We start from the raw sequence: 25,089 nt of genomic DNA, 5'->3' as shown, positions 1-25,089 counted from the left end.
CCACGGCTGCGTGGCGGTTTCGGCCGCCATGCAGCACGGGCCGCAACGCCCCATACTGCACAACAAAAAAGGCCCCGCCGATGCGATCGACGGGGCCTTTTTTCTGGGTTGCGACCCGATTGGACTCGGGTTGTGGGCAAATTATATCGATTGCAACATGACGCAAAAATGAACCGGCGGACCGCAATCCGCCGGTTTCATATTTTCAGCGCAGCGAAACCACGTTGTCGCCGGTGCGCAGGTGGCGACGGCTGCCGTTGTACTGGCTGGCCATCGGCTCGTCCGCCACGGTGTAGGTTTCCACTGCTTCAAAGCCATTGAACGCGGTCTTCATCGCCGCGCCATAGGCACCGAGCATGCCGATCTCGATATAGTCGCCGGCGCGGACATCGCCGGGCAGCGGGAACGGCCCTTCCATGAAGTCCATGTCGTCGCAGGTGGGGCCGTAGAAGCTGAAATCCTGCGCCTCGACACTGCCAGCAGCATCGTTGTCGGCCTCGCGCAGCAGGCGCACCGGAAAGCGCCAGCCCACGTGTGCGGCATCAAACAGCGCGCCATAGGCGCCGTCGTTGATGAACAGTTCGTTCTCGCGGCGCTTTTCCACGCGCACGATGATCGAGTTGTATTCCGCGCACAGCGCACGGCCCGGCTCGCACCACAGTTCGGCCGAATAGGACACCGGCAGCGATTCGTAGGTACGGTCGATCAGCGCGAAGTAATCTTCGAGCGGCGGCGGCTCCATGCCGGGATAGACCGACGGGAAGCCCCCGCCGACGTCGATGATGTCCACCGTCACGGCAGCATCGACGATCGCGGCACGGGCCTTTTCCAGCGCCAGCACATAGGCATGCGGGCTCATCGCCTGGCTGCCCACGTGGAAGCACACGCCCAGGCAATCGGCCAACTGGCGGGTCTGCTGCAGCAGTTCACGCGCATCGACCAGGTCGACGCCGAACTTCGACGCCAGGCTCAGTTCCGAATGCTCGGACGATACGCGCAAGCGCACGCAGAGCGTGAGATCGGTGGCGCCATTGGTCGCTTCCCGGATTTTTTCCAATTCGTCGAGCGAGTCGAGGCTGAACGTGCGCACGCCATGGACGTGATAGGCCTCGGCAATGGCGCGCGGCGCCTTGACCGGGTGCATGAAGCACAGCGTAGCTTGCGGCAGCGTGGCGCGCACCAGCTTGACCTCGGTGATCGAGGCTACGTCATAGTGCGTGACACCAGCGTCCCAGAGGATGCGCAGGAGGTCAGGAGAGGGGTTCGCTTTGACAGCATAGAGCGACTTGCCCGGAAACTTCTCAACAAAGAAGCGGGCTGCGCGCGCTGCTGCATGCGGGCGGTTCAAAATGGCGGGTTGGTCAGGCGCGGTGGCGCGAACTACAGCCCGTGCATCAGGATGAATGTGCAACTCAAGGGACCCCCAAACGGAACGTGGAACGAAAGCTGCCTTGCGGTTTGGAAGTCCCCATGGGGCAGCGAGGAAGCGCTAAATAAGGCTCAGGGGGCGAACTTCAAGCGAAAAAATCCCCCTTTCACAAATCTGTCACAGTGCCAGCCTCGGACTGACGCACCCCCGCCCCGTCCGGGCGCAGACAGCACCTCGACGGGAGCAGGCAACAGACTGTTTTGAAGAGATATTCTCCGGTCAGCTCAGCCGGTCGCGGAAATCTTCATAGGCAAACCGGCGCACCAGCTTGAGCGTGTCCGCTCCGCTGTCCCATAGCCAGATCGAGGGCAGCGGTACCCCGTTGAACGTGGTCGTCTTGACCATCGAATAATGCGCCTGATCCAGGAACGCGAAACGCACGCCCGGCTCGGCCGGAACCGGCAGGCGATAGTCGCCGATCACATCGCCCGCCAGGCACGATGGCCCGCCCAGGCGCACCGGGGCATCGCCGGCGCCATCCTCGTATTCGTCGATCGGCAGCTCGCCCAGCATGGCCGGCCGATAGGGTGCCTCGATCACGTCGGGCATGTGGCACGTGGCCGAAATGTCGGTGATGGCAATGTCCATGCCGTTCCAATGGCGATCGAGCACCGTGCCCACCAGGATGCCAGCGTCGAGCGCCACGGCCTCACCGGGCTCGAGATAGATCTCACAGCCAGTCTGGGCCTTCACCTCGCGCAGGAAAGCCACTAGGTCGTCGCGCTGGTAATCCGCGCGCGTCACATGGTGGCCGCCGCCAAAGTTCAACCACTTGAGCTGGCCCAGGAACGGCGCGATGCGCGGCAGCAGCGCTTCCCACGTGCGGCGCAGCGGCTCGAAATCCTGCTCGCACAGGGTGTGGAAATGCAGGCCGGACACGCCCCCGAGATGCTCTGGCTGCAACTGGTCCACTGGAAAGCCCAGGCGCGAATGCGGCGCGCACGGGTCATAGCGCGGCACTTCGCCTTCCTGGTGCAGCGGATTGATCCGCAGGCCCACGTCGAACGCCTGGCCATCAGCGCGCGCCTGCGCCAGCACCGGGGCAAAGCGCGCAATCTGGAACGGCGAATTGAAAATCACATGGTCCGAAAGCGCGCAGATTTCGGCCAGGTCTTCCGCCTTGTAGGCCGCGCAATAGGTCGCGATCTCGCCCTGGTAGTGCTCGGCCGCCAGCTTGGCTTCCCACAGGCCAGACGTGCACACGCCGTCGAGGTATTCGCCCACCACCGGCGCCACCTGCCACATCGAAAAGGCCTTGAGCGCAGCCAGAACCTTGATCCCGGCCCGATCGCGAATGTCCGCCAGGGTTGCCAGATTACGCCGCAGGGCCTGCACATCGACGACGAAAGCTGGGCTGTCGACGCGCGACAGATCGAAATGGGCGAAGGCGCCCGGGTCACCGGCTCTGGTTTCCATGGGATACTGGCCTTTCGTTCGGCAGGGGCGACAATCCGCGACCCCCGCAGTCAATCAACACGTCACCCCGGACTTGATCCGGGGTCCCGCTGCTCCCGCGCCGGAAACAGAAAGCGGGACCCCGGGGCAAGCCCGGGGTGACGAAAATGCGGGATCAGTTGGAGCGCGACCCCGCCGAATGATCAGGCGATCAGAACTGCAGCGGGCCTGCCAGTTCCTTCACCTGCCAGGGCAGGCCATGCTGGTTGAGCATGTCCATGAACGGATCGGGATCGAGCTGTTCGATGTTGAACACGCCCTCGCCCTTCCACAGGCCCTGCACCATCAGCGCCGCGCCGATCATCGCCGGAACGCCGGTGGTGTAGCTGATCGCCTGGTTGCCGGTTTCGGCAAAGGCGTCTTCATGGTCGCAGATGTTGTAGATGTAGAACGTCTTTTCAACGCCGTCCTTGATGCCGGTGGCAATGTCACCGATGTTGGTCTTGCCCTTGGTGGTGGCGCCCAGCGACGCCGGTTCGGGCAGTACGGCCTTGAGGAACTGCAAGGGAATGATTTCCTTGCCTTCATAGATCACCGGATCGATGCGCGTCATGCCCACGTTCTGCAGCACGGTGAGGTGCGTGATATAGGCGTCGCCAAACGTCATCCAGAAACGGATGCGCTCGATTTCGGGCAGGTGCGTCTTCAGGCTTTCGATTTCCTCATGATACATGAGGTACATGTTCTTGGGGCCGACGGCCTCGAAATCGAACTGCTGGCGGATGGTCAGCGCCGGGGTTTCCACCCATTCGCCATTCAGCCAGTGGCGCGCCGGGGCCGTCACTTCGCGGATGTTGATTTCCGGGTTGAAGTTGGTGGCAAAGGCCTGGCCATGATCGCCGCCGTTGCAATCGAGAATGTCGAGCGTGCGAATCGTGTCGAGCTTGTGCTTCTTGAGCCAGCCGGCAAACACCGAGGTCACGCCCGGGTCAAAGCCCGAACCGAGCAGCGCCATCAGGCCCTTTTCCTTGAAGCGTTCCTGATAGGCCCACTGCCACTTATATTCGAACTTGGCTTCTTCGCGCGGTTCGTAGTTGGCGGTGTCCATATAGTGCACGCCGGCCGCCAGGCACGCGTCCATGATCGTGAGATCCTGGTACGGCAGTGCCAGGTTGACCACCAGCATGGGCTTCACCTGGTTGATCAGCGCGGTGGTAGCGGCCACATCGTCTGCGTCGATCTGATAGGTGGCCACGTCAACACCGGTGCGTTCCTTCACCGATGCGGCAATCGCGTCGCACTTGCTCTTCGTGCGGCTGGCGAGCGCGATGCCGGTGAAGATATCGGCATTCATCGCCATCTTGTGGACCGCGACCGAGCCGACGCCGCCGGCGCCAATCACAAGAACCTGAGCCATGGTCACTCCATAATTCGAGAAAACAGGGGGCATTCGGCCTGCCCGGCACAGGGCAGACCCATCATGGGCAGGCCCCATAGGGCAAGCACATGACAAACCCAAGTCCTATTGCGGGCAACACAACCGGGGCGAAACCCGGTACGCCACCGGGTTTGCCATATTACCGCAACGCCGCTGCCTTAAACCGGTGCCTATCCATACGAATGGGAAAGACACTGACCATGGAACTGCAACGCCACCGGGGCCAACCCGGCGCCGGCAACCCGATCACCCGCTCTGTCGTGCGCAAGGGCGCCGGTGTTGCCCACCGCCTGCTCGATCATGCTTTTGCTCTGGCGTTTCGCGGGCTGGTCTATGCGCAGATCTGGGAAGACCCGGACGTCGACATGGACGCCCTGCAGATCCGACCCGACAGCCGCGTGGTGGCGATCGCCAGCGGCGGGTGCAACGTGCTGTCCTATCTGGTGGCCGATCCCGAAAGCATTACGGCGGTCGATCTCAACACCGCGCATATCGCGCTCAACAAGCTGAAACTGGCCGCAGCACAAGGCCTGCCCGACCATGCCGCCTTCCACCGCTTTTTCGCTCAGGCGGATAGCCCGGCCAACATCGCGGCCTATCGCGCGCACCTTGCGCCCATGCTCGATGAGCCGACGCGCCGCTATTGGGAAGGACGCGACCTGATCGGCCGGCGCCGCATCGGCGGCTTTTCCAAGGGCATCTACAAGCGCGGGCTGCTGGGCAACTTCATCGGCGTGGCGCATCTGCTGGCCAAGCTTTATCGCATCGACCTGGCGCAAATCCTGGCCGCCCCCACGCAAGAGGCGCAGCGCGCCGTGTTCGAGCGCGAACTGGCCCCGGTGTTCGACAAGCGCTTCGTGCGCTGGCTGACCGACCAGCCCGCCGCGCTGTTTGGCCTGGGCATTCCCCCGGCGCAGTTCGATGCCTTGGCGGGAGACCAGCCCATGGCCCAGGTGCTGCGCCGCCGCCTGGAAAAGCTGGCCTGCGATTTCCCGGTGGAGGACAACTATTTCGCCTGGCAAGCCTTCGCCCGTGGCTATGCCCGCGATGGTGATGGGCCCCTGCCGCCCTATCTCCAGGCCGGGAACTGGGACGCCGTGCGTGCCCGTGCCGGCCGCGTGACCGTGCTTCACGCCAATTTCACCGAGCATCTCGCCACGCTGCCCGATGCCTCGCGCGATCGCTATGTCCTGCTCGATGCGCAGGACTGGATGACCGATGCCCAGCTCAACGCGCTGTGGCAGCAGATCACCCGCACTGCCCGGCCCGGCGCCCGCGTGCTGTTCCGCACTGCGGCCCAACCCACGCTGCTGCCGGGACGCGTGGCGCCCGACCTGCTCGATCGCTGGACCTATTATGCGCAGGCCAGCGCCGGCTTTACCGCGCGTGATCGCTCGTCGATCTATGGCGGCGTCCACCTTTACGAACTGCGCGCATGACGATGCTGGCCGGGCAAGCCCGCGAGCATGGCGTGCTGATGGATGCGATCTACCGCCGCCAGGTGCGCATCTATGACATCACGCGCAAATATTACCTGTTCGGCCGCGATCGCCTGATCCGCGGGCTGGACGCTGCGCCCGGCGCCCGCGTGCTGGAACTGGGCTGCGGCACCGGGCGCAACCTGGCGATGATCGCGCGGCGCTGGCCCGGCATGCGCCTGTTCGGCATCGATATCTCGCGCGAGATGCTCGGGGCCGCACAGGCGCGGCTGGGTGATGGCGCGCGCCTGGCACTGGCCGATGCCAGCGCTTTTGACCCGGCTGCGCTGCTCGGCACGGCGCGGTTCGATCGCGTGGTCATTTCGTTTGCGCTCTCGATGATCCCGCCGTGGCAGCAAACCGTGGCCCATGCCGCCACCCTGCTGCCGCCGGGCGGATCGCTGCACATCGTCGATTTCCACGATGCCGCCGGCCTGCCCGGTCCGCTGCGCCGCCTGCTGCATGCCTGGCTGACGCGCTTTCATGTCACGCCGCGCACCGAACTGGCCAAGCTGGCCCAGGACATCGCCGCGCGGCAGGGCCTGTCTTGCCAGACCCACACCGGCGCCTTTGGCTATTACCGCCTGATCGTGCTCACCCGGTCACGCTGAGCCCCTGTGCGCAGGCCTGTGGATAACCTGCGCACAATCCATGGATATCGCCGGGAAAGGCTGTGGGTTGCGCCGGCCCTGATCAGGCGCCTGCGCGCACGAACAGGCTCGCCAGTTCGACATGGGTGGACCAGCGGAACTGGCCCACAGCCTTGAGCCCTTCCAGGCGATAGCCAGCCGCCACCAGCGTTGCCGCATCACGGGCCCAGCTGGCCGGGTTGCAGCTGATATAGACCACCCGCGCCACGGTTGATTCCGCGATCTGCCCCACCTGCTCGCGCGCGCCGGCGCGCGGCGGATCGAGCAGCACGGCAGCGAAGCGGTTCAGTTCTTCGGCCCGCAGCGGATTGCGGAACAGATCGCGGTGCAGCGCGTGCACCGGACGGCCCTGGCTGCGCGCCGCCGCCTGGCAGGCGAGATGCGCGTCGCGCGCGGCTTCCACCGCCAGCACCTTGGTGCCCGGCCCGGCCAAAGCAAAGGCAAACGTGCCCAACCCGGCGAAGAGATCGGCGACTGTGCTGGCGCCGGCCAGCCAGCCCTGCGCGACGGCGACAAGCGCCGCTTCGCCATCGGCCGTGGCCTGCAGGAATGCCCCCGGCGGCAGGCCAACGGCGGTGCCACCCAGTGTGATCGTCGCAGGATCGGGCTCCCACGTGGTTTCCGGGCCATAGCCGGTGTCGATCGTCAGCCGCGCCAGGCGGTGATCGCGGGCGAAATCGAGCAACGCCTCGGTCCGCGCCAGGTTATCAGCGACCAGGCCGGAAAAGCCCACGGCCACGCCCTGATCGGCCAGCGTCAGTTCCACGTCTACCGCCAGCTTACGATCCTGCCAGCTTTCCAGCAGCGTGCGCAGCGGAGCCACCAGCGCCATCAACTCGGGCGCGATGACATGGCATTCGCGCATATCAATGGTCTTGTGGCTGCCACCCTCGCGAAAGCCCAGCACCACGCGGCGGCCAATTGCCTGCGCATGCAGGGTGGCGCGGCGGCGGGTGCGCGGCGGCGAAAGGTGGGTTGGCGCGGGCGTGCCGGGGTCCAGTTCCTGCCCCTTGGCCGCGCCGATCACACGACTGCCGACGAAATCGATCAGCGCAGCTTCCGAAAGATGCTGCAACTGGCAGCCACCGCAGGCCGGGAAATGCCGGCAGGGCGGCTCGACGTGGTTGGGCCCCCAGGTCAGCGTGCCATCGGCCTCCAGCATGTCACCGGGGGCAGAGAGTGCGACATAGCGGCCATCGGCCGTAGCGCCCTCACCCTTGGCGGCAACGCGCACGATCGGTGCCGCGCTCATGCCAGCACCTGTTGCATCGCACCGGCAATGGCGTGGGCCAGATCGCCGCTGGTAAAGGCCGGGCCGGCCAAGCGCGCTGCTTCGCCATGGAGCCACAGCCCTTCCTGCGCGGCGCGATGCGGATCGCGCAGCACGGCCAGGCGGCTGGCAACGGTGCCAGCCAGCACATCGCCGCTGCCGGCCACCGACAGCCACGACGACGCGCGCGGCGCCACCGTCACAGCGCCATCGGGCGCGGCGATCACACTGTCCGGTCCCTTGAGAATCACCACAGCGCGGGCGGCTTGCGCCAGTGCCACGGCGCGCGCGCGCCGGTCACCCGTGCCGGAAAGTCCAAAATTGCGTTCCAAAACCTGCATCTCTCCATCATGCGGGGTCAACACCAAGGGTGTTCCCCGCAGCATCGCCGGCACCAGCAAGACCAGCGCATCGGCATCAATCACCATGGGCCGGCCTGCTCCAAGCGCTGCAGCCAGGCGAGCCCGCGCCACGCCATCGCGGCCCAGCCCCGGCCCCACCAGTAACGCGGCAAAGCGATTATCGTCTAACGCGGCTGCCAGCGCCGCTTGCTCGGCAGTGTCACGCACCACCAGTTCCGGCGGCGGCCCGGATAGCGCGCTTTCGCCCGCCAAGACCTGTACATAGCCTGCCCCACCGCGCAGCGCGGCCGTGGCCGCCAGAAGCGCCGCGCCGGGCATGGCACCGGCCACGATGCCCAGCAAGCCCCGGCGATACTTGTGCGCATCGGCCGTTGGCGCTGCCAAGACTGGCCGTGCCAGCACGTGCGCCGCGCCGGGCACGGCCGCAACGCCGATGTCGACCAGGCGCAGCGCGCCCATCGTGGCGCAGGCCGGCATGGCATAGTGGGCGTGCTTCCATGCGCCCAGCGCCACGGTCAGATGCCAATCGGGCAGACCGGGATTGAGGCATTCGCCGCTATCGCTGGCCACGCCGCTGGGCACATCGATCGCGATCCGATAGGCGTGCCGCGCGGCCAGTTGCGCCAGCATCGCCGCCGATGCATCGTCCAGCGGCCGGGCCAGCCCGCTGCCGAACAGGCAATCGACCAGCACCCCGCCCAGCCCGTCAGCCGCGCTTTCCATAACGGTGCCGGCATACAGCGCCCGCGCCCGCTGCGCCGCCGGAGTGGCGGGCGGCCTGGGCGCGATCACGCACACGCGCAAGCCCGCCTCGGCCAGATATTGCGCGATGACATAGCCATCGCCGCCGTTGTTGCCCGGCCCGCACAGCACGGTCACGCGCCGCCCGGCCGCCACCCGGCGCACCCATTCCCCGGCGCCGCGCCCGGCCCGCTGCATCAGCGCATGGACATCGGTTCCAGCGGCGATCAGGGCGTCTTCGGCGGCGCGCATCTGCGCGACGGTGAGGATTTGCGCAGGGTCAGGGCTTGGCGGGAGCATCGGGTCCAGCCGGGGCACTGGCCGGGGCGTCGGCCTTCACTTTGGCGGGAAAGCGATAGCGGTCGCTGCCCACCGTCACTTCCAGCCGGCCATCGGCCAGCCACGCCACCTGGGCAGGCACCACACCGTCTGCCGTCACCACGCCGCGCCCGTCATCGACCTTGAGCAGGCGGCGAAATCCGCCAGCCGGATGGTGCACGACCAACAGGTGCCGGCCCTGTTCCATCACCGGCTCCACCTTGCAATCGCGCGCAAAGGCCGTGGCGCCATCGGTGGCGCATTCGATAGTGACCATCGGCCGTTCCGGCGCAGAGCCGGCGCCCTGCCCGCAGGCAGCCAGCGCCAGCAGCGGCAGCAGGGCGGCCGCGCGCAGCATCAGCTCCGCTTCAACTGCGCCAGATCGCGCACCGCGCCGCGCGCCGCGCTCGTGGTCATCGCGGCATAGGCCTGCAACGCCACCGAAACCTTGCGCGCGCGCGGCTTGGCCGGTTGCCAGGCATCGGCGCCCTTGGCCTCCATCGCGGCGCGACGGCGGGCGAGTTCATCGGCCGACACCAGCACGTCGATCTTGCGGCCAGGAATGTCGATGGCGATCAGGTCACCGGTTTCCACTAGGCCGATCGCTCCACCCTCGGCCGCCTCGGGCGAGACGTGGCCGATCGACAGGCCCGAGCTGCCGCCCGAAAAGCGCCCGTCCGTCACCAGCGCGCAGGCCTTGCCCAGGCCCTTGGACTTCAAATAGCTGGTGGGATAGAGCATTTCCTGCATGCCGGGGCCGCCTTTGGGCCCTTCATAGCGGATCAGCACCACGTCGCCTTCCACCACCTGGCCGGTGAGGATCGCGGTCACCGCGGCGTCCTGGCTTTCATAGACCTTGGCCGGGCCGGTGAACGTGAGGATGCTTTCATCCACGCCCGCTGTTTTCACGATGCAGCCGTCGGCGGCGATGTTGCCGGCCAGCACGGCCAGCCCGCCGTCCTGGCTGAAGGCATGGGTGGCGCTGCGGATCACGCCGTTTTCGCGATCGAGGTCCAGCTCGGCCCAGCGGCGGCTCTGGCTGAATGCGGTCTGCGTGGGCACGCCGCCAGGGGCCGCGCGATAGAACTCCTGTACCGAGGGCGCATTGGTGCGCGCCACGTCCCACTGCGCCAGCGCATCGGCCATGGTGCGGGCGTGCACCGTGGGCGTATCGGTGTGCAGCAGCCCGGCGCGGTCCAGTTCGCCCAGGATCGCCATGATCCCGCCGGCACGGTGCACGTCTTCCATGTGCACGTCGTTCTTGGCGGGCGCCACCTTGGACAGCACCGGCACCCGGCGCGACAGGCGATCGATGTCGGCCATGGTGAAATCGACCCCGGCCTCGTGCGCGGCGGCCAACAGGTGCAGAACAGTATTGGTCGAACCGCCCATGGCGATATCCAGGCTCATCGCGTTTTCAAACGCGCGGAAGTTGGCGATCGAGCGCGGCAGGGTGCTCTCGTCACCCTCTTCGTAATAGCGCTTGCACAGGTCCACCGCCAGGCGACCTGCTTCCAGGAACAGGCGCTGGCGATCGGCATGGGTGGCCAGGGTGGAGCCGTTGCCGGGCAAGGACAGGCCGAGTGCTTCGGTCAGGCAGTTCATCGAATTGGCGGTGAACATGCCGGAGCAAGAGCCGCAGGTCGGGCAAGCCGACCGCTCGATATCAGCCACTTCCTCGTCGGTGTAGTTGTCATCGGCGGCCACGACCATGGCATCGACCAGATCGAGCGCGTGTTCCTTGCCACGCAGCACCACCTTGCCGGCTTCCATCGGCCCGCCCGACACGAACACCACGGGAATGTTGATGCGCATCGCCGCCATCAGCATGCCCGGCGTGATCTTGTCGCAGTTGGAGATGCACACCATGGCGTCGGCGCAGTGCGCGTTGACCATGTACTCCACGCTGTCGGCAATCAGATCGCGGCTCGGCAGCGAATAGAGCATGCCGTCGTGGCCCATGGCGATGCCATCATCCACCGCGATGGTATTGAATTCCTTGGCAACGCCGCCCGCAGCCTCGATCTCGCGCGCCACCATCTGGCCCAGGTCCTTGAGGTGGACGTGGCCCGGCACGAACTGCGTGAACGAGTTTACCACGGCGACGATCGGCTTGCCGAAATCGCCATCCTTCATCCCCGTTGCGCGCCACAGGCTGCGCGCGCCCGCCATGTTGCGGCCGTGGGTAGAGGTGCGGGAGCGGTAGGCGGGCATTGTTCGAAAACTCCAGGCATGCAATTTTCTCGCGCCGCGCAGGCGCAAGCACGTGCCCCTACTCCACGTGAGCCGACGCGTCCAAGGTTACATTTGCGACTTTTTGGCGAGGCCCGCAACCACCGCTGGCAACAACCGGGAGAGCCGCGCGGCCCACTCCGCCTGGCCCGCCGCGTCGCCAATCAGATCCTGGCGCAGTTCCAGCCCCACATACGCCCGCCCGTGCGCCTCGGCATGGCGGTTCATCGTGGCATTGAGCAGACGCCCCGAATAGGGCTGCTGATCGCCCACGCACAGGCCCGGCTCTTGACCCAGCCAATTGAGCGCCAGATGTGCGGCGCGCGTATCGTCGTTGTACAACACGCCGACATGCCATGGCCGCTGCTGTTCGGGATCACTTGAAAGACGCGGCGTAAAGCTATGCAGTGAAAGGATTAGCGCCGGTTCATTCGCCGCCAGTATTCGCGCCAGCGCGGTATGATAAGGATCGAAGAACCGCGCCAGCCGCCCTGCGCGAGCAGCGGCGTCGAGCCGGTTGCCGGGGATCACATGCCCGTCGCTCGCTTCGGGCACAACGCCCGGCGCATCGGCATCGCGATTGAAATCACAGACCAGACGGCTCACCCCGCCCAGGAATGCCGCCACGCCCGAGGTTTGCGCCAGAATGGCGGCAATGCCGGCAACGCCAATGTCGATGGCCATATGCTGGCTCAACAAGGCAGGATCGATGCCCAGATCGATATCGCCCGGCACACGCGCCGATGCGTGGTCGGAAACGATCAGCACCCCACCTGTTGTGGGCGTGCCCAACAGGGTCCAGGCCTCGGCGCTCATCGCAACGCTCCGGCCAGCGTCCACCATGCGCCAGGCATGGCCGCCTGCGCGGCATCGCGCGCGGCCGTATCGTCAAACAGCGCAAAGCAAGTTGCGCCAGACCCAGACATGCGCACCAGCCAGGCGCCCGTGGCGCGCAGCGCGGCGAGCACCTCACCGATTTGCGGCACCAGCGCCAGCGCCGGTGCTTCCAGATCGTTGCGCCCGTCCAGCGCGATGGTGCGCAGGTTTCCGGTAGGCAGCGGGCCGCGATCGACGCCATCCCAGCCCTTGAACACCGGTCCGGTCGCCAGCGGAATGCGCGGATTGACCAGCAGCACCGGGCACCCTGCCAAGTCATTGTCCACCGCTTCCAGCTCGGTGCCGGTGCCGCGCCCGATGCAGGCTTGGCTCGCTACGCAAGCGGGCACATCGGCGCCCAGCGCAGCGGCGCGCGCGTGCCAATCCTTCGGCAGGCCCTGCGCCCGCTCGACCAGGCGAAACACCGCGCCGGCGTCGGCCGATCCACCACCCAGCCCGGCCGCCACCGGCAAGCGCTTTTCCAGCGTGACCGCCCAGCCTTGCTCACGCGGCAGCGTAGTCAGCGCCTTGGCCACGATATTGCCAAACGGATCGGCCAGTTCACCGCCGAATTCACCCACCACGCGCAAGGCATCCTGCGCTGCCGGGCTTACTGCCAGTTCATCGCCCGCATCGACAAAGGCGAACGCAGTTTCCAGCGCGTGATAGCCGTCCTGGCGCCGCGCGCGAACGTGCAGCGCCAGGTTGATCTTGGCAAAGGCCGTTTCATGCATGGTCTGAACAACGGGGCCTTACATATTGGGATAATTGGGACCGCCACCACCTTCGGGCGTGACCCAGTCGATGTTCTGGGTCTTGTCCTTGATGTCGCAGGTTTTGCAGTGCACGCAGTTCTGCGCGTTGATCTGCAAACGCGGCGTGCCTTCTTCCACACCCACGAATTCATAGACACCCGCCGGGCAGAACCGCGCCTCTGGCCCGGCATAGAGCGGCAGGTTGACGCGCGTGGGCACCTCGGGGTCTTTCAACACCAGGTGGCACGGCTGGTCTTCCTCGTGATTGGTGTACGAGAACGACACGCTGGTCAGGCGATCGAAGCTGATCACACCATCGGGCTTGGGATAGGCGATCGGCTTGTAGAGATCGGCGCGCTGCGTCGCCTCGGCATCGGTATGATGCTTGAGGCCCTTGACCGGATTGACCTTGAGCACGCGGGCCCACATGTCGGCCCCGGCCAGGATCGTGCCCCACGAACCGCCGAACTTCGACACCAGCGGCTGGGCGTTCTGCACCAGCTTGAGTTCCTTGGCGATCCAGCTGTCGCGCACGGCGGCATCGTATTCCACCATGTCGTCATGTTCACGCCCGGCGGCGGCTGCCGCCACGATCGCCTCGGCCGCCAGCATGCCGCTTTTCATCGCGGTATGGCTGCCCTTGATGCGCGGCACGTTGACGAAACCGGCCGAGCAGCCGATCAGCGCGCCACCGGGGAACGAGAGGCGCGGCACTGATTGCCAGCCGCCTTCGTTGATCGCGCGCGCGCCATAGGCCACGCGGCGGCCACCTTCCAGGATGGCGCGGATTTCCGGGTGCTGCTTCCAGCGCTGGAATTCCTCGTAGGGATAGACATAGGGGTTGGCGTAATCGAGCGCGGTGACAAAGCCCAAGGCCACCTGGTTGTTGGCCTGGTGATAGAGGAACCCGCCGCCCCACGAATTGCTTTCCGAAAGGGGCCAGCCCTGGGTGTGCAGCACGCGGCCCGGCACGTGCTTGGCCGGATCGATGTCCCACAATTCCTTGATACCCAGGCCATAGACCTGCGGCTGGCAATCGCGCTCAAGATCGTAATGCTGCTTGAGCCGCTTGGTCAGGCTGCCGCGCGCACCCTCGGCAAACAGGGTGTACTTGGCATGCAGTTCCATGCCGGGCTGGTAATCGCCCTTGTGGCTGCCATCCTTGGCCACGCCCATGTCGCCCGTGGCCACGCCTATCACGGCGCCGGCCTCGTTGAACAGCACTTCGGCAGCGGGGAAGCCGGGGAAGATTTCCACGCCGAGTTCGGTCGCCTGTTCGGCCAGCCAGCGGCACAGGTTGCCAAGCGAACCGGTGTAGTTGCCCTCGTTCGACATGAACGGCGGCATCGGCCAGTGCGGGATGGCGTACTTCTTGGTCTTGGTCAGCACCCAGTGCCAGTTGTCGGTCACCGGCACTTCGGCCATCGGGCAGCCCATGGTGCGCCATTCGGGCAGCAGTTCGTCCAACGCCTTGGGATCGACCACCGCGCCAGACAGGATATGCGCGCCGATTTCGGAGCCCTTTTCCAGGATGCACACCGAAAGTTCGGGATTGAGCTGCTTCACCCGGATCGCGGCAGCCAGGCCTGCAGGCCCACCACCGACGATCACCACGTCATAAGGCATCGATTCCCGTTCGCTCATCGTCCCCGCTCCATCGCCCGTTCGTGCTGTGGGCTGTTAATCACGCGATTATGCAGCGCAGCCTTGAAAGCTGGGGCGCCCAAGGTCAATAGGGTGTGCATGACAAGCTGCCTCATGAGACAAAAAGGCATCGCGCCCCAGGTTGCGGCATGAGCCAGCCCCCTGCCGGCACGGCCGCCGGCCATTCCCTGTCTGCCCTGGTCGACGCTGCCTTTGCTTGGTGGGACGACGCCGGGCTCGATGGAATGTTGAGCGATACGCCGCAATCCTGGCTGGAAAGCGACCGCAAGGCTGCGGCCAAGGCCAATGCCAAGGCCGGAAATGGCGCTGCCAGCTTTGCGCCGCCACCACCGCCGCCGGCGATGGGCGGCCTGGCGCGGGATTGGCCGCAAACCCTTGATGATTTCCACGCCTGGTGGCTGGAAACGCCCAGCCTGCCCTTCCCACCGGCACGCCGCATTGCACCCGCTGGCCCGACCGGCGCGCCGCTGATGATCCTGTTGCCCATGCCCGAGGCGGATGACGAGGCCGGCCTGCTCAGCGGCCGAGGCGGCAAGGTAGTGGACGGAATGCTGGCCGCATTGGGCCTGGCACGCGATCAGGTCTATTGCGCCGCCGCCCTGCCGGTGCATGTGCCGATGCCCGATTGGGGCCAGTTGCGGGCAGAAGGCCTGGGCGCACTCCTCGCCCATCACGCCGCGCTGGCAGCTCCCCAACGCGTGCTGATCCTGGGCCGTAGCGGCATTTCAACGCTTCTTGGCCACAGCTTGCCGAATAATGCTGCCGATTTACGAGAGTTTAACCATGACGGTGGATGCGTACCTGCGGTTTTCGCATACGATCTTGCGGCGCTCGTGGCTCGCCCGGCGCACAAGGCGGCCTTGTGGAACCGCTTGCTTGACTGGACGGGAACAGACCTGACGTGATGATCCGGCGCTTTCACCGCGCTTGCCTGCCGGCTGCAGCCCTTGCCTGCATCGCCGGCCTGGCCGCGCCTGCACACGCCAACAGCGCGGCCGTGGAGTACTTCCGCAGCCGGGCAGACCGCACCGCGGTGCCAACCCTGCTCAGCCAGGACGACCGCACCTATTACACCCAGCTGTTCGCCGCGATCGAGCGGCAGGACTGGATCAATGTCCAGACCATGCTGGCCCAGCGCAGCGATGGCCCGCTTCAGGCCGTAGCCCGCGCGCAGTATTATCTGGCTGCCACCTCGCCCAAGGCGGATCTCGCCTCGCTCACCGATCTGATCGCCCGCGCGCCCGATCTGCCGTGGACCGACCAGCTCGGCCGCCTGGCGCTCAAGCGCGGGGCCATCTCGCTGCCGATAACGCCCAGCGCGCAATCGTTCGCCACGCTGCCCAGCACGCCGCGCCGCACCCGCCCGCGCAGCATTGCCGATGGCACGATGCCCGATAGCGTGGCCCAGGCCATTCAAGAGCGGATCAAGGCTGATGACCCCACCGGCGCGCGCGTGCTGCTCGATGGGATCGACGCCAACCTTTCCTCGGACGCCCGCGCCGAATGGCGCCAGAAGGTCGGCTGGAGCTTCTACATCGAAAACGACGATGCCAACGCCCGGCTCGTCGCGCTGTCCGCCACGCAGGGCGGCTCTGGCCCATGGGTGGCCGAGGCGCTGTGGACCGCCGGCCTCGCTGCCTGGCGCATGGACGATTGCATGGCCGCGGCTGATGCGTTCCAGCAGGCAGCGACGCAGGGCAGCAACCCGGAACTGGTTTCCGCCGGCTATTACTGGGCCAGCCGCGCCATGGTGCGCTGCCGCCAGCCGGAAAAGGTGTCCGGCATGCTGCGCGCGGCTGCCCGCAACAGCGACACGCTCTATGGCATGATGGCCGCAGAGGCGCTGGGCCTGCGCAGCGCGACGCCGCCCCCAGCGCCTGATTTCTCCGCTACCGATTGGCAATCGCTTCGCGATGTCAACAATGTGCGCCTCGCCGTCCAGCTTGCTGAAATCGGTGAGGATGGTCTGGCCGACGATGTGCTGCGCTATCAGGCGCGGATCGGTGCACCCAGCCAGTATGCCCCGCTTTCGCGCCTGGCGCGCGACCTGGGCCTGCCATCCACCCAGCTGTGGATGGCCTATAACGCCCCGGCTGGCGCGCGCGCCGATGAAGCGGCACGCTTCCCCGCGCCCAAGTGGGTGCCGGCCAATGGCTGGAAAGTCGATCCCGCGCTGCTCTTTGCCCACTCGCTGCAGGAATCGAACTTCCGCACCGCCGTGACCAGCCCGGCTGGCGCCAAGGGTCTGATGCAGGTGCTGCCTGGCACCGCGCGTGACATGGCACGGGCCGATCCGGTCATGCAGGGCCGTGATACCCAGCTTGATCTGCCCGGCGTGAACCTGGCGTTTGGCCAGACCTACCTCACGCGGCTGCGCGACAATGGCGCCACCGGCGGGCTGCTGCCCAAGGTGATCGCCGCCTACAACGCCGGCCCGATGCCGGTGGCGCGCTGGAACACCCAGGTGAAGGACCAGGGTGATCCGCTGCTGTGGATGGAATCGATCCCCTATTGGGAAACGCGCGGCTATGTTTCGGCCGTGATGCGCAACTACTGGATGTATGAACGTCAGGCCGGTGGCCCGTCGGATAGCCGGATCGGCCTGGTCCAGGGCTTGTGGCCCAAGTTCCCGGGCCTGGCCGGCGCAGACAATGTCCGGGTTGCGATGGGCGGGAATTGAGCGCATCACGCCGCCATGGCCATAGACACGACGCGCACTTTCAAGCCGATCAACATCGCCCTGCTCACCGTGTCCGACACGCGCGGACCGGATGAGGACACCTCGGGCGACATCCTTGCCCAGCGCATTCGCGATGCCGGACACGCCCTGGTGGCGCGCGGCATCGACAAGGACGATGCTGGCGTCATCGCCACGCGGCTCAACAACTGGATCGACGATCCCAAGGTCGATGCCGTGGTGATCACCGGCGGCACCGGCCTGACCGGCCGCGACGTGACGCCAGAGGCGCTCGACCGGGTAAAGACCCGCGACATTCCCGGCTTTGGTGAGCTGTTCCGCTGGCTCAGCTACAAGACCATCGGCACCAGCACGATCCAGTCCCGCGCCTGCGCCGTGGTGGCGCGCAGCACCTATATCTTTGCCCTGCCCGGCTCGAACGGCGCGGTGAAGGATGGCTGGGACGGCATCCTCGCCGAACAGCTCGACAGCCGCAATCGCCCCTGCAACTTCGTCGAACTGATGCCAAGGCTGCTCGAAAAGTAAGCTCCTCCCCGGCCCGGGGAGGGGGACCGCGCGAAGCGTGGTGGAGGGGATTGCCAACCAGACGCGCCGTGTGAGGGGCAAACACCCCTCCACCACCGCTTCGCGGCGGTCCCCCTCCCCGTGCCGGGGAGGATCAGCCTTCCCCTGCCCGCATGTTCATGCTATGTTCTCATGCATGCAACCGATCAAAGGCAGGGGTGCGCAATCCGGCGCGGTGCCCACGCGCTTTGGCCTTGCCCAGCGCGAGGCCGATGGCGACTGGCGCGACATGGCGCCCGATATCGACGGCGCCGCCCCGCCCCTGCGCACGACAGTGACCGAGGAATTTCCCAAGTCGGTCCTCACCTTCAACGCCTCTCCCGACATTCCGTTTGACCGCAGCGTCAATGCCTATCGCGGCTGCGAGCATGGCTGCATCTATTGCTACGCCCGGCCAACCCACGCCTATCACGATCTCTCGCCGGGCCTGGATTTCGAGACGAAGCTGTTTGCCAAACCGCAGGCGGCGGTGCTTCTGCGCCAGGCCTTTGCCAAGCGCGGATATAGCCCAAGGCCGCTGGCCATGGGCACCAACACCGATCCCTATCAGCCGATCGAGCGGGATTATCGCATCACGCGCCAGGTGCTGGAACTGTGCCTGGACGTGGGCCACCCCGTCACCATCACCACCAAGTCTGCGCGCGTGCTGGATGATCTCGATCTGCTGCGCGCCCTGGCGGCGCGCCGGCTGGTGGCGGTCGGCATCTCGATCACCAGCCTCGATCCGCGCCTGTCCAGCCTGCTCGAACCGCGCGCCGCCAGCCCGGCCAAGCGCATGGCGGCGCTCGGTACTTTGGTGGAGGCCGGGGTTCCCGCGCATGTCGGCGTCTCGCCGATCATCCCGGCCATTACCGATCAGTTCCTCGAACAGATCCTGATGGACGCCGGCGCCCTTGGCGTGCGCTCGGCCAGCTGGATCATGCTGCGCCTGCCGCACGAGGTCGCGCCGCTGTTCCGCGAATGGCTCGATACCCATTTTCCCGACCGCGCCGCCAAGGTGATGCACACCGTGCAATCGATGCGTGGCGGCAAGGATTATGACGCCAGCTTCCATACCCGGATGAAGCCCAAGGGCGTTTGGGCCGATCTCGTCCGCACCCGCTTTCGCCTGGCGTTGCGCCGCGCCGGCATCCCGCAAGAGCGGCTCGATCTGGATTGCAGCCAGTTCCGCGCGCCTTCGCGGGATGGGCAGATGAACTTGTTTTGAGAGGTGCGGCGCATGATTTCCACCACCCCCAACCCCCTCCTCTGAAGAGGAGGGGGTTGGGGGTGGTGGAAACCTGAGCGCCCAATTAATCCGCGACCGGCTCATACTTGCGCGCGCCGGTCAGCGGATCGTACCACACTTCCACCACCGCGCCGGTTTCCACGTCCACTTCGCACTCGCCGGTGCGCTGCCACTGCACCTGTCCTTCGGGCAGGCGCGCGCGGTAACGCCCTTCGAACAGCGTGCCCAACGCAATCACCGCGCCAAGGCCGATCAGGCCCCAGCCATGACCCGTCACCAGATGCAGGGCCACTCCGCCCAGGCCGACCAGCCCCGCCGTCACCAGCGCGGCGATGCGCGCCCCGCCGGTCACGGCCTGGCCAGCTTCACGGCCGTGCCATAGGCCACCACCTCGTTCATGGTCTGGCCGATGGAGCCGGAATCGAAACGCATCATCACCACGGCGTCGGCACCCATCAGCCGCGCATTCATCACCAGCCGATCGATCGCGTGGCGCCGCGTATCTTCGACCAGCGCCGAATATTCCTTGATCTCGCCGCCAATGATCGTGCGCAGGCCCGCCACGATGTTGCCAGCCAGGCCGCGGCTGCGCACCACCACGCCGAAAACCTGCCCCAGGCTTTCCACCACTTCATGGCCGGCGATGTTTTCGGTGGTCGTGACGATCATGGTTCTCTCCCGTTGATTGCCGCCGATGATGGCGCTTGATCCCATGAAAAGCCATGGAATTGTGCGCGCAGATCCTTCTTGGAAATCTTGCCGGTGCCGGTGTGCGGCAGGCTTTCGACAAAGACCACGGCATCGGGAAGCCACCATTTGGCAACCCGGCTGGCCAGATAGTCGCGCAGGTCATCCGCCGTGGCGGTCATTCCAGGGCGCAGCACCACCACCAGCAGCGGGCGTTCGTCCCAGCGCGGATGGGGAATGCCGATCGCGGCGGCTTCGGCCACGGCCGGATGGCCAACGGCGATGTTTTCCAGATCGACCGAGCTGATCCATTCGCCGCCGGATTTGATCACGTCCTTGGTCCGGTCGGTGATCTGCAACGTGCCCTCGGGGTGGAGAATCGCCACATCGCCGGTGTCGAACCAGCCGTCGCCATCCACGGCATCGGCCTCGGCCTTGAAATAGCGCTGGATCACCCACGGCCCACGAACCTGCAGCGCGCCTGCTGTCTTGCCATCGCGGGGCAGCACGCGCGTGGCATCGCCCAGATCGACGCAGCGCATCTCCACGCCAAACGGCGGGCGCCCCTGCATCGCCTTGAGCGAGACCTGCGCCTGGAAATCGAGCGTGTCCCAGTTCCACGGCTCACCGCCAGACGTGCCGATGGGCGAGGTTTCGGTCATGCCCCAGGCATGGCTGACGCGCAGCCCCGCCGCCATGAACCGCTCCACCAGGGTGCGTGGCAGGGCCGATCCGCCACACAGCACATCGCGCAGCGCCGGCGGAAAGGCGCCATCGGCCGTGGCATCGACATATTGCGTCAGCCCCAGCCAGACCGTGGGCACACCCGCCACGGCGGTTACCGCGTGGCGATGCAGCAGATCGCACAGCACGGCCGGCTCGGCCACGGCGGAAAAGACCAGCTTGGCCCCCACGCTGGCCGCTGCCCACGGCGCGCCCCAGCAGGCCGCGTGGAACATCGGCACGATCGGCAGCATCACACTGCGGCTTTCCAGGCCAAACACCTGCCGTTGCAGCATCGAGAGCGCGTGCAGCACGGTGGACCGATGCGAATAAAGCACGCCCTTGGGATTGCCCGTGGTGCCGCTGGTATAGCTCAGCATGCAGGCTTCGCGCTCGTCACCCTCCAGCCAATCGGCGCGGTCATCGCCGATCCAATCGGCAAAGGCCGGCGCAGGCCCGTCGCTGTCAAAGCAGACGTAGTGCTCCACGCTGGGCCAGCGCGACTTCATCCGCTCGACCAGCGGCGCGAAGACCGAGTCGAACAGCATGACCCGGTCTTCGGCGTGGTTGACGATGAATTCGAGTTGATCGTCGAACAGGCGCGGGTTCACCGTGTGCAGCACCGCCCCGGCGCCGGGAATGCCATACCAGGCAGCCAGGTGATGGGCGTGGTTCATGGCCAGCGTGGCCACGCGATCACCGGGCTGAACACCGACGCGGCGCAGCGTGGCTGCCAGCCGCGCCGCATCGTCGCGCACCTCTCTCCAGGTGGTTTCGGTTTCGCGGCCATCGGCCCAGCGGCTGACGATCGCCCGCGTGCCATGCTCTCGCGCGGCGTGATCGACCAAGCGGCCCACGCGCAGCGGCCAGTCCTGCATTCCGCCCAGCATCGCTCTGCCCTTTCGTTACTGCCGGGTCTTGTCGCCCGGCTGACGTGTTATTTCACCAGCCGCAGGTCGGCCTTGGCCGTCAGCGCCATGTTGGCCAGCCCCTCGATCGGCACCAGCCGTTCGATCAAATCGCTGTCGAGCTTGAAATTGCGCCCCAGCCGCACCCGCGGCTCTGCCCCACTCGCGGTGCGCAGCCGGGCGATCACTTCGCCCTTGCCATCGGGCTCGCGCGGCAAGAGCAGCGCCAGTTCGCGCAGGGCATCCTCGCGTGTCACGTCCAGCGTCAGGTGCATGCGCGCCGCGCTGGTCACGCTCGACAGCGGGCGGGCGCCGCGCACGGTCACGCGTGGCGGCTCGTCAGGGTTGGGCCGATCGAGTTCGACATTGAGCAGCACGCACGTGCCTTCGCGCGCCCAGGCGACGAAATCGTCGACCAGGGTTTCTTCAAAGCACGAGGCCGAAAACAGCCCGCTGCTGTCGGAAAAATCGGCCATGACAAAGTCCTTGCCGCGCTTGGTCTTGCGCTTCTGGACGTTTTCCACCAGCGCCGCCATGACCGCCGCCGATCGCGCGGCGCCACCGCCATCACCAGAACCCGCCATCAGGCTGCCATAGGTGCGGGCACCATTGGCCGTCGCCACGGCGCGGTATTCCTCCACCGGGTGCGCGGCGAAATAGAAGCCGAAGTTCTCGCGCTCGGCCGCCATCTGGTCGGCGCGGCTCCATGGCTTGGTTTCCGCCAGGCGCGTGGCCGGCTGATCATGCCCATCGCCGCCAAACAGGCCGCCCTGGCCAGAGGTGCGGCTGCGCACCGCTTCATCGGTCACGGCCATCAGCAGTTCGGCGTTGGCAATGATCTTGGCCCGGTTCGGCTCCAACCCATCGAGCGCGCCGGCTGCCGCCAAGGCTTCGAGCTGGCGCCGGTTCATCGAGCCGGCGGGAATGCGCTTGAACAGATCGTCGAGCGAGGCGAACGGGCCACTCCCCTCCCGCTCCGCGACGATCGCGTCCATCGCCTTTTCCCCCACGTTGCGCAGGCCAGCCAGGGCATAGCGCACGGCGTGGCCATCGGCGGTCCGCTCCACGGTGAATTCGGCTTCGGAATGGTTGATGTCAGGCCCCGCCAGCGCCACGCCGTTGCGGCGCATGTCGTCGACAAAGATGTTGAGCTTTTCCGATTGGTGCATGTCGAAGCACATCGACGCGGCATAGAATTCGTGCGGGTAATGCGCCTTGAACCACGCGGTGTGATAGGCCAGCAAGGCATAGGCGGCAGCGTGGCTCTTGTTGAAGCCATAGCCGGCGAACTTGTCGATCAAGTCGAACAGTTCGTTGGCCTTGCCCGCCTCGATCTGCGAAACCTCCTTGCACCCGGCCACGAAGCGCAGGCGCTGCTGGTCCATTTCCGCCTGGATCTTCTTGCCCATGGCGCGGCGCAGCAAGTCAGCGTCACCCAGCGAATAGCCCGCCAGGATCTGCGCGGCCTGCATCACCTGTTCCTGGTAAACAAAAATGCCATAGGTTTCCGCCAGAATGACCGACAGCTTTTCATGCGGATATTCAATCGCTTCCAGCCCGTTCTTGCGGCGTCCGAACAGCGGAATGTTGTCCATCGGGCCAGGGCGATAGAGCGAGACGAGCGCGATGATGTCACCGAAATTGGTGGGCTTCACCGCCGCCAGCGTGCGCCGCATGCCTTCCGATTCCAGCTGGAACACACCGACCGTGTCACCCACCTGGAGCAGGCGATAGACCGCCGCATCATCGAGCGGCAGCAGCGACAGGTCGATCGTGATCTGCCGCTTGGCCAGCAGATCCACTGCCTTGCGCAGCACCGACAAGGTCTTGAGGCCGAGGAAGTCGAACTTGACCAGCCCTGCGTCCTCGACATGCTTCATGTCGAACTGGGTCACCGGCATGTCTGACCGGGGATCGCGATAGAGCGGCACCAGTTGCGCCAGCGGCCGGTCCCCGATCACCACGCCCGCCGCGTGGGTAGAGCTGTTGCGCGGCAGGCCTTCCAACTGGCGCGCCAGGTCGATCAAGCGCTTGACCTCGGGATCGCGATCATACTCGCGCTTCAATTCCATCACGCCGTTGAGCGCACGCTCCAGCGTCCAGGGATCGGTGGGATGGTTGGGCACCATCTTGCACAGCCGGTCGGTCTGGCCATAGCTCATCTGCAGGATGCGTCCGGTATCGCGCAGCACGGCGCGCGCTTTCAGCTTACCGAATGTGATGATCTGCGCCACGTGATCGGCGCCATATTTGGCCTGGACATAGCGGATCACTTCGCCACGCCGCGTTTCGCAAAAGTCGATATCGAAGTCTGGCATCGATACGCGTTCCGGGTTGAGGAAGCGTTCGAACAGCAGGCCCAGCTTGATCGGATCAAGGTCGGTGATGGTCAGCGCCCAGGCGACCAGCGAGCCGGCGCCCGAACCACGCCCCGGCCCCACCGGAATGTCATGATCCTTGGCCCACTTGATAAAGTCGGCCACGATCAGGAAGTAGCCGCCAAAGCCCATGCGGTTGATGATCGAAACCTCGAACTCCAACCGCTTGCGGTATTCCAGCACCTCGTCCCACACCCCCGCCGCGACAAGTTCGGGGTAGTCCGCGCCATCCGGTTCTGCCTCGGGCTCCAGGCACAGGACTTGCGCCAATTCGGCGTGGCAGTTTTCCGGGTAATAGGGCTTGAGCCGCTCGACCAGGCCAGTGCGGCTGTCGCGCGCGCAGGCCAGCGCCTCCCCTTCCTTGTCGCCAGCCAGGCTGGGCAGGATCGGCTTGCGCTTGGGCGGAATGCAGGCGGTGCGCTGCGCCACCACCAGGGTGTTGGCCAATGCCTCGGGCAGGTCGGCAAACAGCTCCTGCATCGCCTCGATCGGCTTGATCCACCATTGTGCCGATGATCGCGGGCGATCCGGGCTGTCGACATGGGTGGAACTGGCGATGCACAGCATGGCATCGTGCGCATCATAGAACTGCGCGTCGGCAAAGCAGGCCGGATTGGTCGCCACCAGCGGCAGCTCGCGGGCATAGGCCAGCGCGATCAGCGCCTCTTCGGCTGCTTCCTCGCTGGCCTCGTTGCGGCGTGCCACTTCGATATAGAGCCGATCGGGAAACAGCGCCTGCAACCGCGTGCAATAGGCTTCGGCCGCAGACTGCTGTTCGCCGGCCAGCAGGCGCACCAGCGCGCCCTCGCCCGCGGCGGTCAGGCAGATCAGGCTGTCGGTATAGCCTTCCAGATCGGACAGCAGCACGTGCGGTGCATGCTCCAGCGGGCGATCGAGGTGGGCCCGGCTGACCAGGTGGCAGATATTGTCATAGCCCCGCGCATCCTGGGCATAGAGCGCCAGCCAATCGATCGTTGGCGCCTGCGGGCCAAAGCCGGGGCTGGATGCGCCCTCGCGTTCGGGGCGGGCGACGGCCAGCATGGTGCCGATGATCGGCTGGACGCCGCCGTCCTTGCACGCCTTGGCAAAGGCAGCACTGCCGTAAAGGCCGTTGCGGTCGGTAATGGCAACGGCGGGAAACCCGCGCTTTTCCGCGGTCTTGGCAATCGCCTTGGGGTCGATCGCCCCGTCCAGCATGGTGTACGACGAGAAGACGCGCAGCGGAACGAAGGGTGCGAAGGCCATGGCATAAAGATAGCATGGCCTTCGCCCGATTTTGAGGGGCTGCGTGCCC

Annotated in this window: 20 protein-coding genes; 6 read left to right on the top strand and 14 right to left on the bottom strand. The window is 66.1% G+C overall.

Annotated elements, in window-relative coordinates:
* Positions 1 to 205: 205 nt before the first annotated feature.
* The 3 genes from C8K14_RS06110 to C8K14_RS06100 form a co-directional block, all read right to left on the bottom strand.
* Positions 206 to 1,411, bottom strand: a complete 1,206-nt coding sequence (locus C8K14_RS06110; RefSeq protein ID WP_054131081.1) for a type III PLP-dependent enzyme — start codon at positions 1,409 to 1,411, stop codon at positions 206 to 208.
* 237 nt (positions 1,412 to 1,648) lie between these two features.
* The gene (locus C8K14_RS06105) at positions 1,649 to 2,845 is read right to left on the bottom strand and encodes a carboxynorspermidine decarboxylase (protein WP_062782725.1); all 1,197 of its coding nucleotides are present in this window, start codon (positions 2,843 to 2,845) and stop codon (positions 1,649 to 1,651) included.
* A gap of 190 nt (positions 2,846 to 3,035) precedes the next feature.
* Positions 3,036 to 4,241: a saccharopine dehydrogenase family protein gene (locus tag C8K14_RS06100; RefSeq protein ID WP_107716052.1), complete on the bottom strand. Its 1,206-nt coding sequence runs from the start codon at positions 4,239 to 4,241 to the stop codon at positions 3,036 to 3,038.
* Between the two features lie 203 nt (positions 4,242 to 4,444).
* On the opposite strand from C8K14_RS06100, the gene C8K14_RS06095 reads away from it, so the two are divergent.
* Positions 4,445 to 5,701 (top strand): DUF3419 family protein, encoded by a 1,257-nt coding sequence (locus C8K14_RS06095; RefSeq protein ID WP_233250932.1) that lies wholly within the window; start codon positions 4,445 to 4,447, stop codon positions 5,699 to 5,701.
* On the top strand, positions 5,698 to 6,351 hold the full coding sequence (locus tag C8K14_RS06090; protein WP_233250931.1) for a class I SAM-dependent methyltransferase: 654 nt from the start codon (positions 5,698 to 5,700) through the stop codon (positions 6,349 to 6,351). Before C8K14_RS06095 ends, C8K14_RS06090 begins: the two co-directional genes overlap by 4 nt.
* An 82-nt stretch (positions 6,352 to 6,433) precedes the next feature.
* Here C8K14_RS06090 and C8K14_RS06085 read toward each other — a convergent pair whose 3' ends face one another.
* From C8K14_RS06085 to C8K14_RS06055, 7 genes are all read right to left on the bottom strand, one after another.
* Positions 6,434 to 7,642: a class I SAM-dependent RNA methyltransferase gene (locus tag C8K14_RS06085; protein WP_107716051.1), complete on the bottom strand. Its 1,209-nt coding sequence runs from the start codon at positions 7,640 to 7,642 to the stop codon at positions 6,434 to 6,436.
* Entirely contained in the window at positions 7,639 to 9,063 is a 1,425-nt protein-coding gene (locus tag C8K14_RS06080) for an NAD(P)H-hydrate dehydratase (RefSeq protein ID WP_107716259.1), read from the bottom strand. The genes C8K14_RS06085 and C8K14_RS06080 overlap by 4 nt, the downstream gene beginning before the upstream one ends.
* Positions 9,044 to 9,439 (bottom strand): hypothetical protein, encoded by a 396-nt coding sequence (locus C8K14_RS06075; RefSeq protein WP_107716050.1) that lies wholly within the window; start codon positions 9,437 to 9,439, stop codon positions 9,044 to 9,046. Before C8K14_RS06075 ends, C8K14_RS06080 begins: the two co-directional genes overlap by 20 nt.
* Complete coding sequence (gene ilvD, locus C8K14_RS06070) at positions 9,439 to 11,295, bottom strand: dihydroxy-acid dehydratase (RefSeq protein ID WP_054131075.1); 1,857 nt, start codon at positions 11,293 to 11,295, stop codon at positions 9,439 to 9,441. Before ilvD ends, C8K14_RS06075 begins: the two co-directional genes overlap by 1 nt.
* Before the next feature lie 87 nt (positions 11,296 to 11,382).
* Positions 11,383 to 12,129, bottom strand: coding sequence for an N-formylglutamate amidohydrolase (locus C8K14_RS06065; protein ID WP_107716049.1), 747 nt, complete (start codon positions 12,127 to 12,129; stop codon positions 11,383 to 11,385).
* Positions 12,126 to 12,923: a 4-(cytidine 5'-diphospho)-2-C-methyl-D-erythritol kinase gene (locus C8K14_RS06060; RefSeq protein ID WP_107716048.1), complete on the bottom strand. Its 798-nt coding sequence runs from the start codon at positions 12,921 to 12,923 to the stop codon at positions 12,126 to 12,128. Before C8K14_RS06060 ends, C8K14_RS06065 begins: the two co-directional genes overlap by 4 nt.
* Positions 12,924 to 12,941: 18 nt before the next feature.
* Positions 12,942 to 14,588 (bottom strand): electron transfer flavoprotein-ubiquinone oxidoreductase, encoded by a 1,647-nt coding sequence (locus C8K14_RS06055; RefSeq protein ID WP_022675289.1) that lies wholly within the window; start codon positions 14,586 to 14,588, stop codon positions 12,942 to 12,944.
* 149 nt (positions 14,589 to 14,737) lie between these two features.
* On the opposite strand from C8K14_RS06055, the gene C8K14_RS06050 reads away from it, so the two are divergent.
* The 4 genes from C8K14_RS06050 to C8K14_RS06035 all read left to right on the top strand — a co-directional run bounded on the left by C8K14_RS06050 (position 14,738) and on the right by C8K14_RS06035 (position 19,078).
* Entirely contained in the window at positions 14,738 to 15,514 is a 777-nt protein-coding gene (locus C8K14_RS06050; RefSeq protein WP_107716047.1) for a hypothetical protein, read from the top strand.
* Complete coding sequence (locus C8K14_RS06045) at positions 15,514 to 17,289, top strand: lytic transglycosylase domain-containing protein (protein ID WP_107716046.1); 1,776 nt, start codon at positions 15,514 to 15,516, stop codon at positions 17,287 to 17,289. Before C8K14_RS06050 ends, C8K14_RS06045 begins: the two co-directional genes overlap by 1 nt.
* A gap of 15 nt (positions 17,290 to 17,304) precedes the next feature.
* Positions 17,305 to 17,832: a molybdenum cofactor biosynthesis protein B gene (gene moaB, locus C8K14_RS06040; protein ID WP_107716045.1), complete on the top strand. Its 528-nt coding sequence runs from the start codon at positions 17,305 to 17,307 to the stop codon at positions 17,830 to 17,832.
* Positions 17,833 to 18,007: 175 nt separating this feature from the next.
* Entirely contained in the window at positions 18,008 to 19,078 is a 1,071-nt protein-coding gene (locus C8K14_RS06035) for a PA0069 family radical SAM protein (protein WP_107716044.1), read from the top strand.
* Between the two features lie 85 nt (positions 19,079 to 19,163).
* Here C8K14_RS06035 and C8K14_RS06030 read toward each other — a convergent pair whose 3' ends face one another.
* The 4 genes from C8K14_RS06030 to dnaE are packed head-to-tail and all read right to left on the bottom strand — an operon-like array spanning position 19,164 to position 25,040.
* Positions 19,164 to 19,451 carry a hypothetical protein gene (locus tag C8K14_RS06030; protein ID WP_062782687.1) on the bottom strand — a complete coding sequence of 96 codons (288 nt, stop codon included), beginning with the start codon at positions 19,449 to 19,451 and terminating at the stop codon, positions 19,164 to 19,166.
* Positions 19,448 to 19,768 (bottom strand): YbjQ family protein, encoded by a 321-nt coding sequence (locus C8K14_RS06025; RefSeq protein ID WP_022675283.1) that lies wholly within the window; start codon positions 19,766 to 19,768, stop codon positions 19,448 to 19,450. Before C8K14_RS06025 ends, C8K14_RS06030 begins: the two co-directional genes overlap by 4 nt.
* Positions 19,765 to 21,399 carry a long-chain fatty acid--CoA ligase gene (locus tag C8K14_RS06020; RefSeq protein WP_107716043.1) on the bottom strand — a complete coding sequence of 545 codons (1,635 nt, stop codon included), beginning with the start codon at positions 21,397 to 21,399 and terminating at the stop codon, positions 19,765 to 19,767. The genes C8K14_RS06025 and C8K14_RS06020 overlap by 4 nt, the downstream gene beginning before the upstream one ends.
* 47 nt (positions 21,400 to 21,446) lie before the next feature.
* Complete coding sequence (gene dnaE, locus C8K14_RS06015; RefSeq protein WP_107716042.1) at positions 21,447 to 25,040, bottom strand: DNA polymerase III subunit alpha; 3,594 nt, start codon at positions 25,038 to 25,040, stop codon at positions 21,447 to 21,449.
* Between the last annotated feature and the right edge of the window lie 49 nt (positions 25,041 to 25,089).

This window comes from Novosphingobium sp. GV079, assembly GCF_003058045.1.
Taxonomy (GTDB): Bacteria; Pseudomonadota; Alphaproteobacteria; order Sphingomonadales; family Sphingomonadaceae; genus Novosphingobium; species Novosphingobium capsulatum.
This window is presented reverse-complemented; position numbering and strand designations above follow the sequence as displayed.

What these genes read in the sequence shown, in the direction of transcription:
- C8K14_RS06035 (WP_107716044.1), top strand. Translation starts at nt 18,008, where the DNA reads ATGCAACCGATCAAAGGCAGGGGTGCGCAATCCGGCGCGGTGCCCACG.
- C8K14_RS06075 (WP_107716050.1), bottom strand. Translation starts at nt 9,439, where the DNA reads ATGCTGCGCGCGGCCGCCCTGCTGCCGCTGCTGGCGCTGGCTGCCTGC.
- C8K14_RS06050 (WP_107716047.1), top strand. Translation starts at nt 14,738, where the DNA reads ATGAGCCAGCCCCCTGCCGGCACGGCCGCCGGCCATTCCCTGTCTGCC.
- C8K14_RS06095 (WP_233250932.1), top strand. Translation starts at nt 4,445, where the DNA reads ATGGGAAAGACACTGACCATGGAACTGCAACGCCACCGGGGCCAACCC.
- C8K14_RS06105 (WP_062782725.1), bottom strand. Translation starts at nt 2,845, where the DNA reads ATGGAAACCAGAGCCGGTGACCCGGGCGCCTTCGCCCATTTCGATCTG.
- moaB (WP_107716045.1), top strand. Translation starts at nt 17,305, where the DNA reads ATGGCCATAGACACGACGCGCACTTTCAAGCCGATCAACATCGCCCTG.
- C8K14_RS06045 (WP_107716046.1), top strand. Translation starts at nt 15,514, where the DNA reads ATGATCCGGCGCTTTCACCGCGCTTGCCTGCCGGCTGCAGCCCTTGCC.
- C8K14_RS06025 (WP_022675283.1), bottom strand. Translation starts at nt 19,768, where the DNA reads ATGATCGTCACGACCACCGAAAACATCGCCGGCCATGAAGTGGTGGAA.
- C8K14_RS06060 (WP_107716048.1), bottom strand. Translation starts at nt 12,923, where the DNA reads ATGCATGAAACGGCCTTTGCCAAGATCAACCTGGCGCTGCACGTTCGC.
- ilvD (WP_054131075.1), bottom strand. Translation starts at nt 11,295, where the DNA reads ATGCCCGCCTACCGCTCCCGCACCTCTACCCACGGCCGCAACATGGCG.
- C8K14_RS06065 (WP_107716049.1), bottom strand. Translation starts at nt 12,129, where the DNA reads ATGAGCGCCGAGGCCTGGACCCTGTTGGGCACGCCCACAACAGGTGGG.
- C8K14_RS06100 (WP_107716052.1), bottom strand. Translation starts at nt 4,241, where the DNA reads ATGGCTCAGGTTCTTGTGATTGGCGCCGGCGGCGTCGGCTCGGTCGCG.
- C8K14_RS06055 (WP_022675289.1), bottom strand. Translation starts at nt 14,588, where the DNA reads ATGAGCGAACGGGAATCGATGCCTTATGACGTGGTGATCGTCGGTGGT.
- C8K14_RS06080 (WP_107716259.1), bottom strand. Translation starts at nt 9,063, where the DNA reads ATGCTCCCGCCAAGCCCTGACCCTGCGCAAATCCTCACCGTCGCGCAG.
- dnaE (WP_107716042.1), bottom strand. Translation starts at nt 25,040, where the DNA reads ATGGCCTTCGCACCCTTCGTTCCGCTGCGCGTCTTCTCGTCGTACACC.
- C8K14_RS06090 (WP_233250931.1), top strand. Translation starts at nt 5,698, where the DNA reads ATGACGATGCTGGCCGGGCAAGCCCGCGAGCATGGCGTGCTGATGGAT.
- C8K14_RS06085 (WP_107716051.1), bottom strand. Translation starts at nt 7,642, where the DNA reads ATGAGCGCGGCACCGATCGTGCGCGTTGCCGCCAAGGGTGAGGGCGCT.
- C8K14_RS06020 (WP_107716043.1), bottom strand. Translation starts at nt 21,399, where the DNA reads ATGCTGGGCGGAATGCAGGACTGGCCGCTGCGCGTGGGCCGCTTGGTC.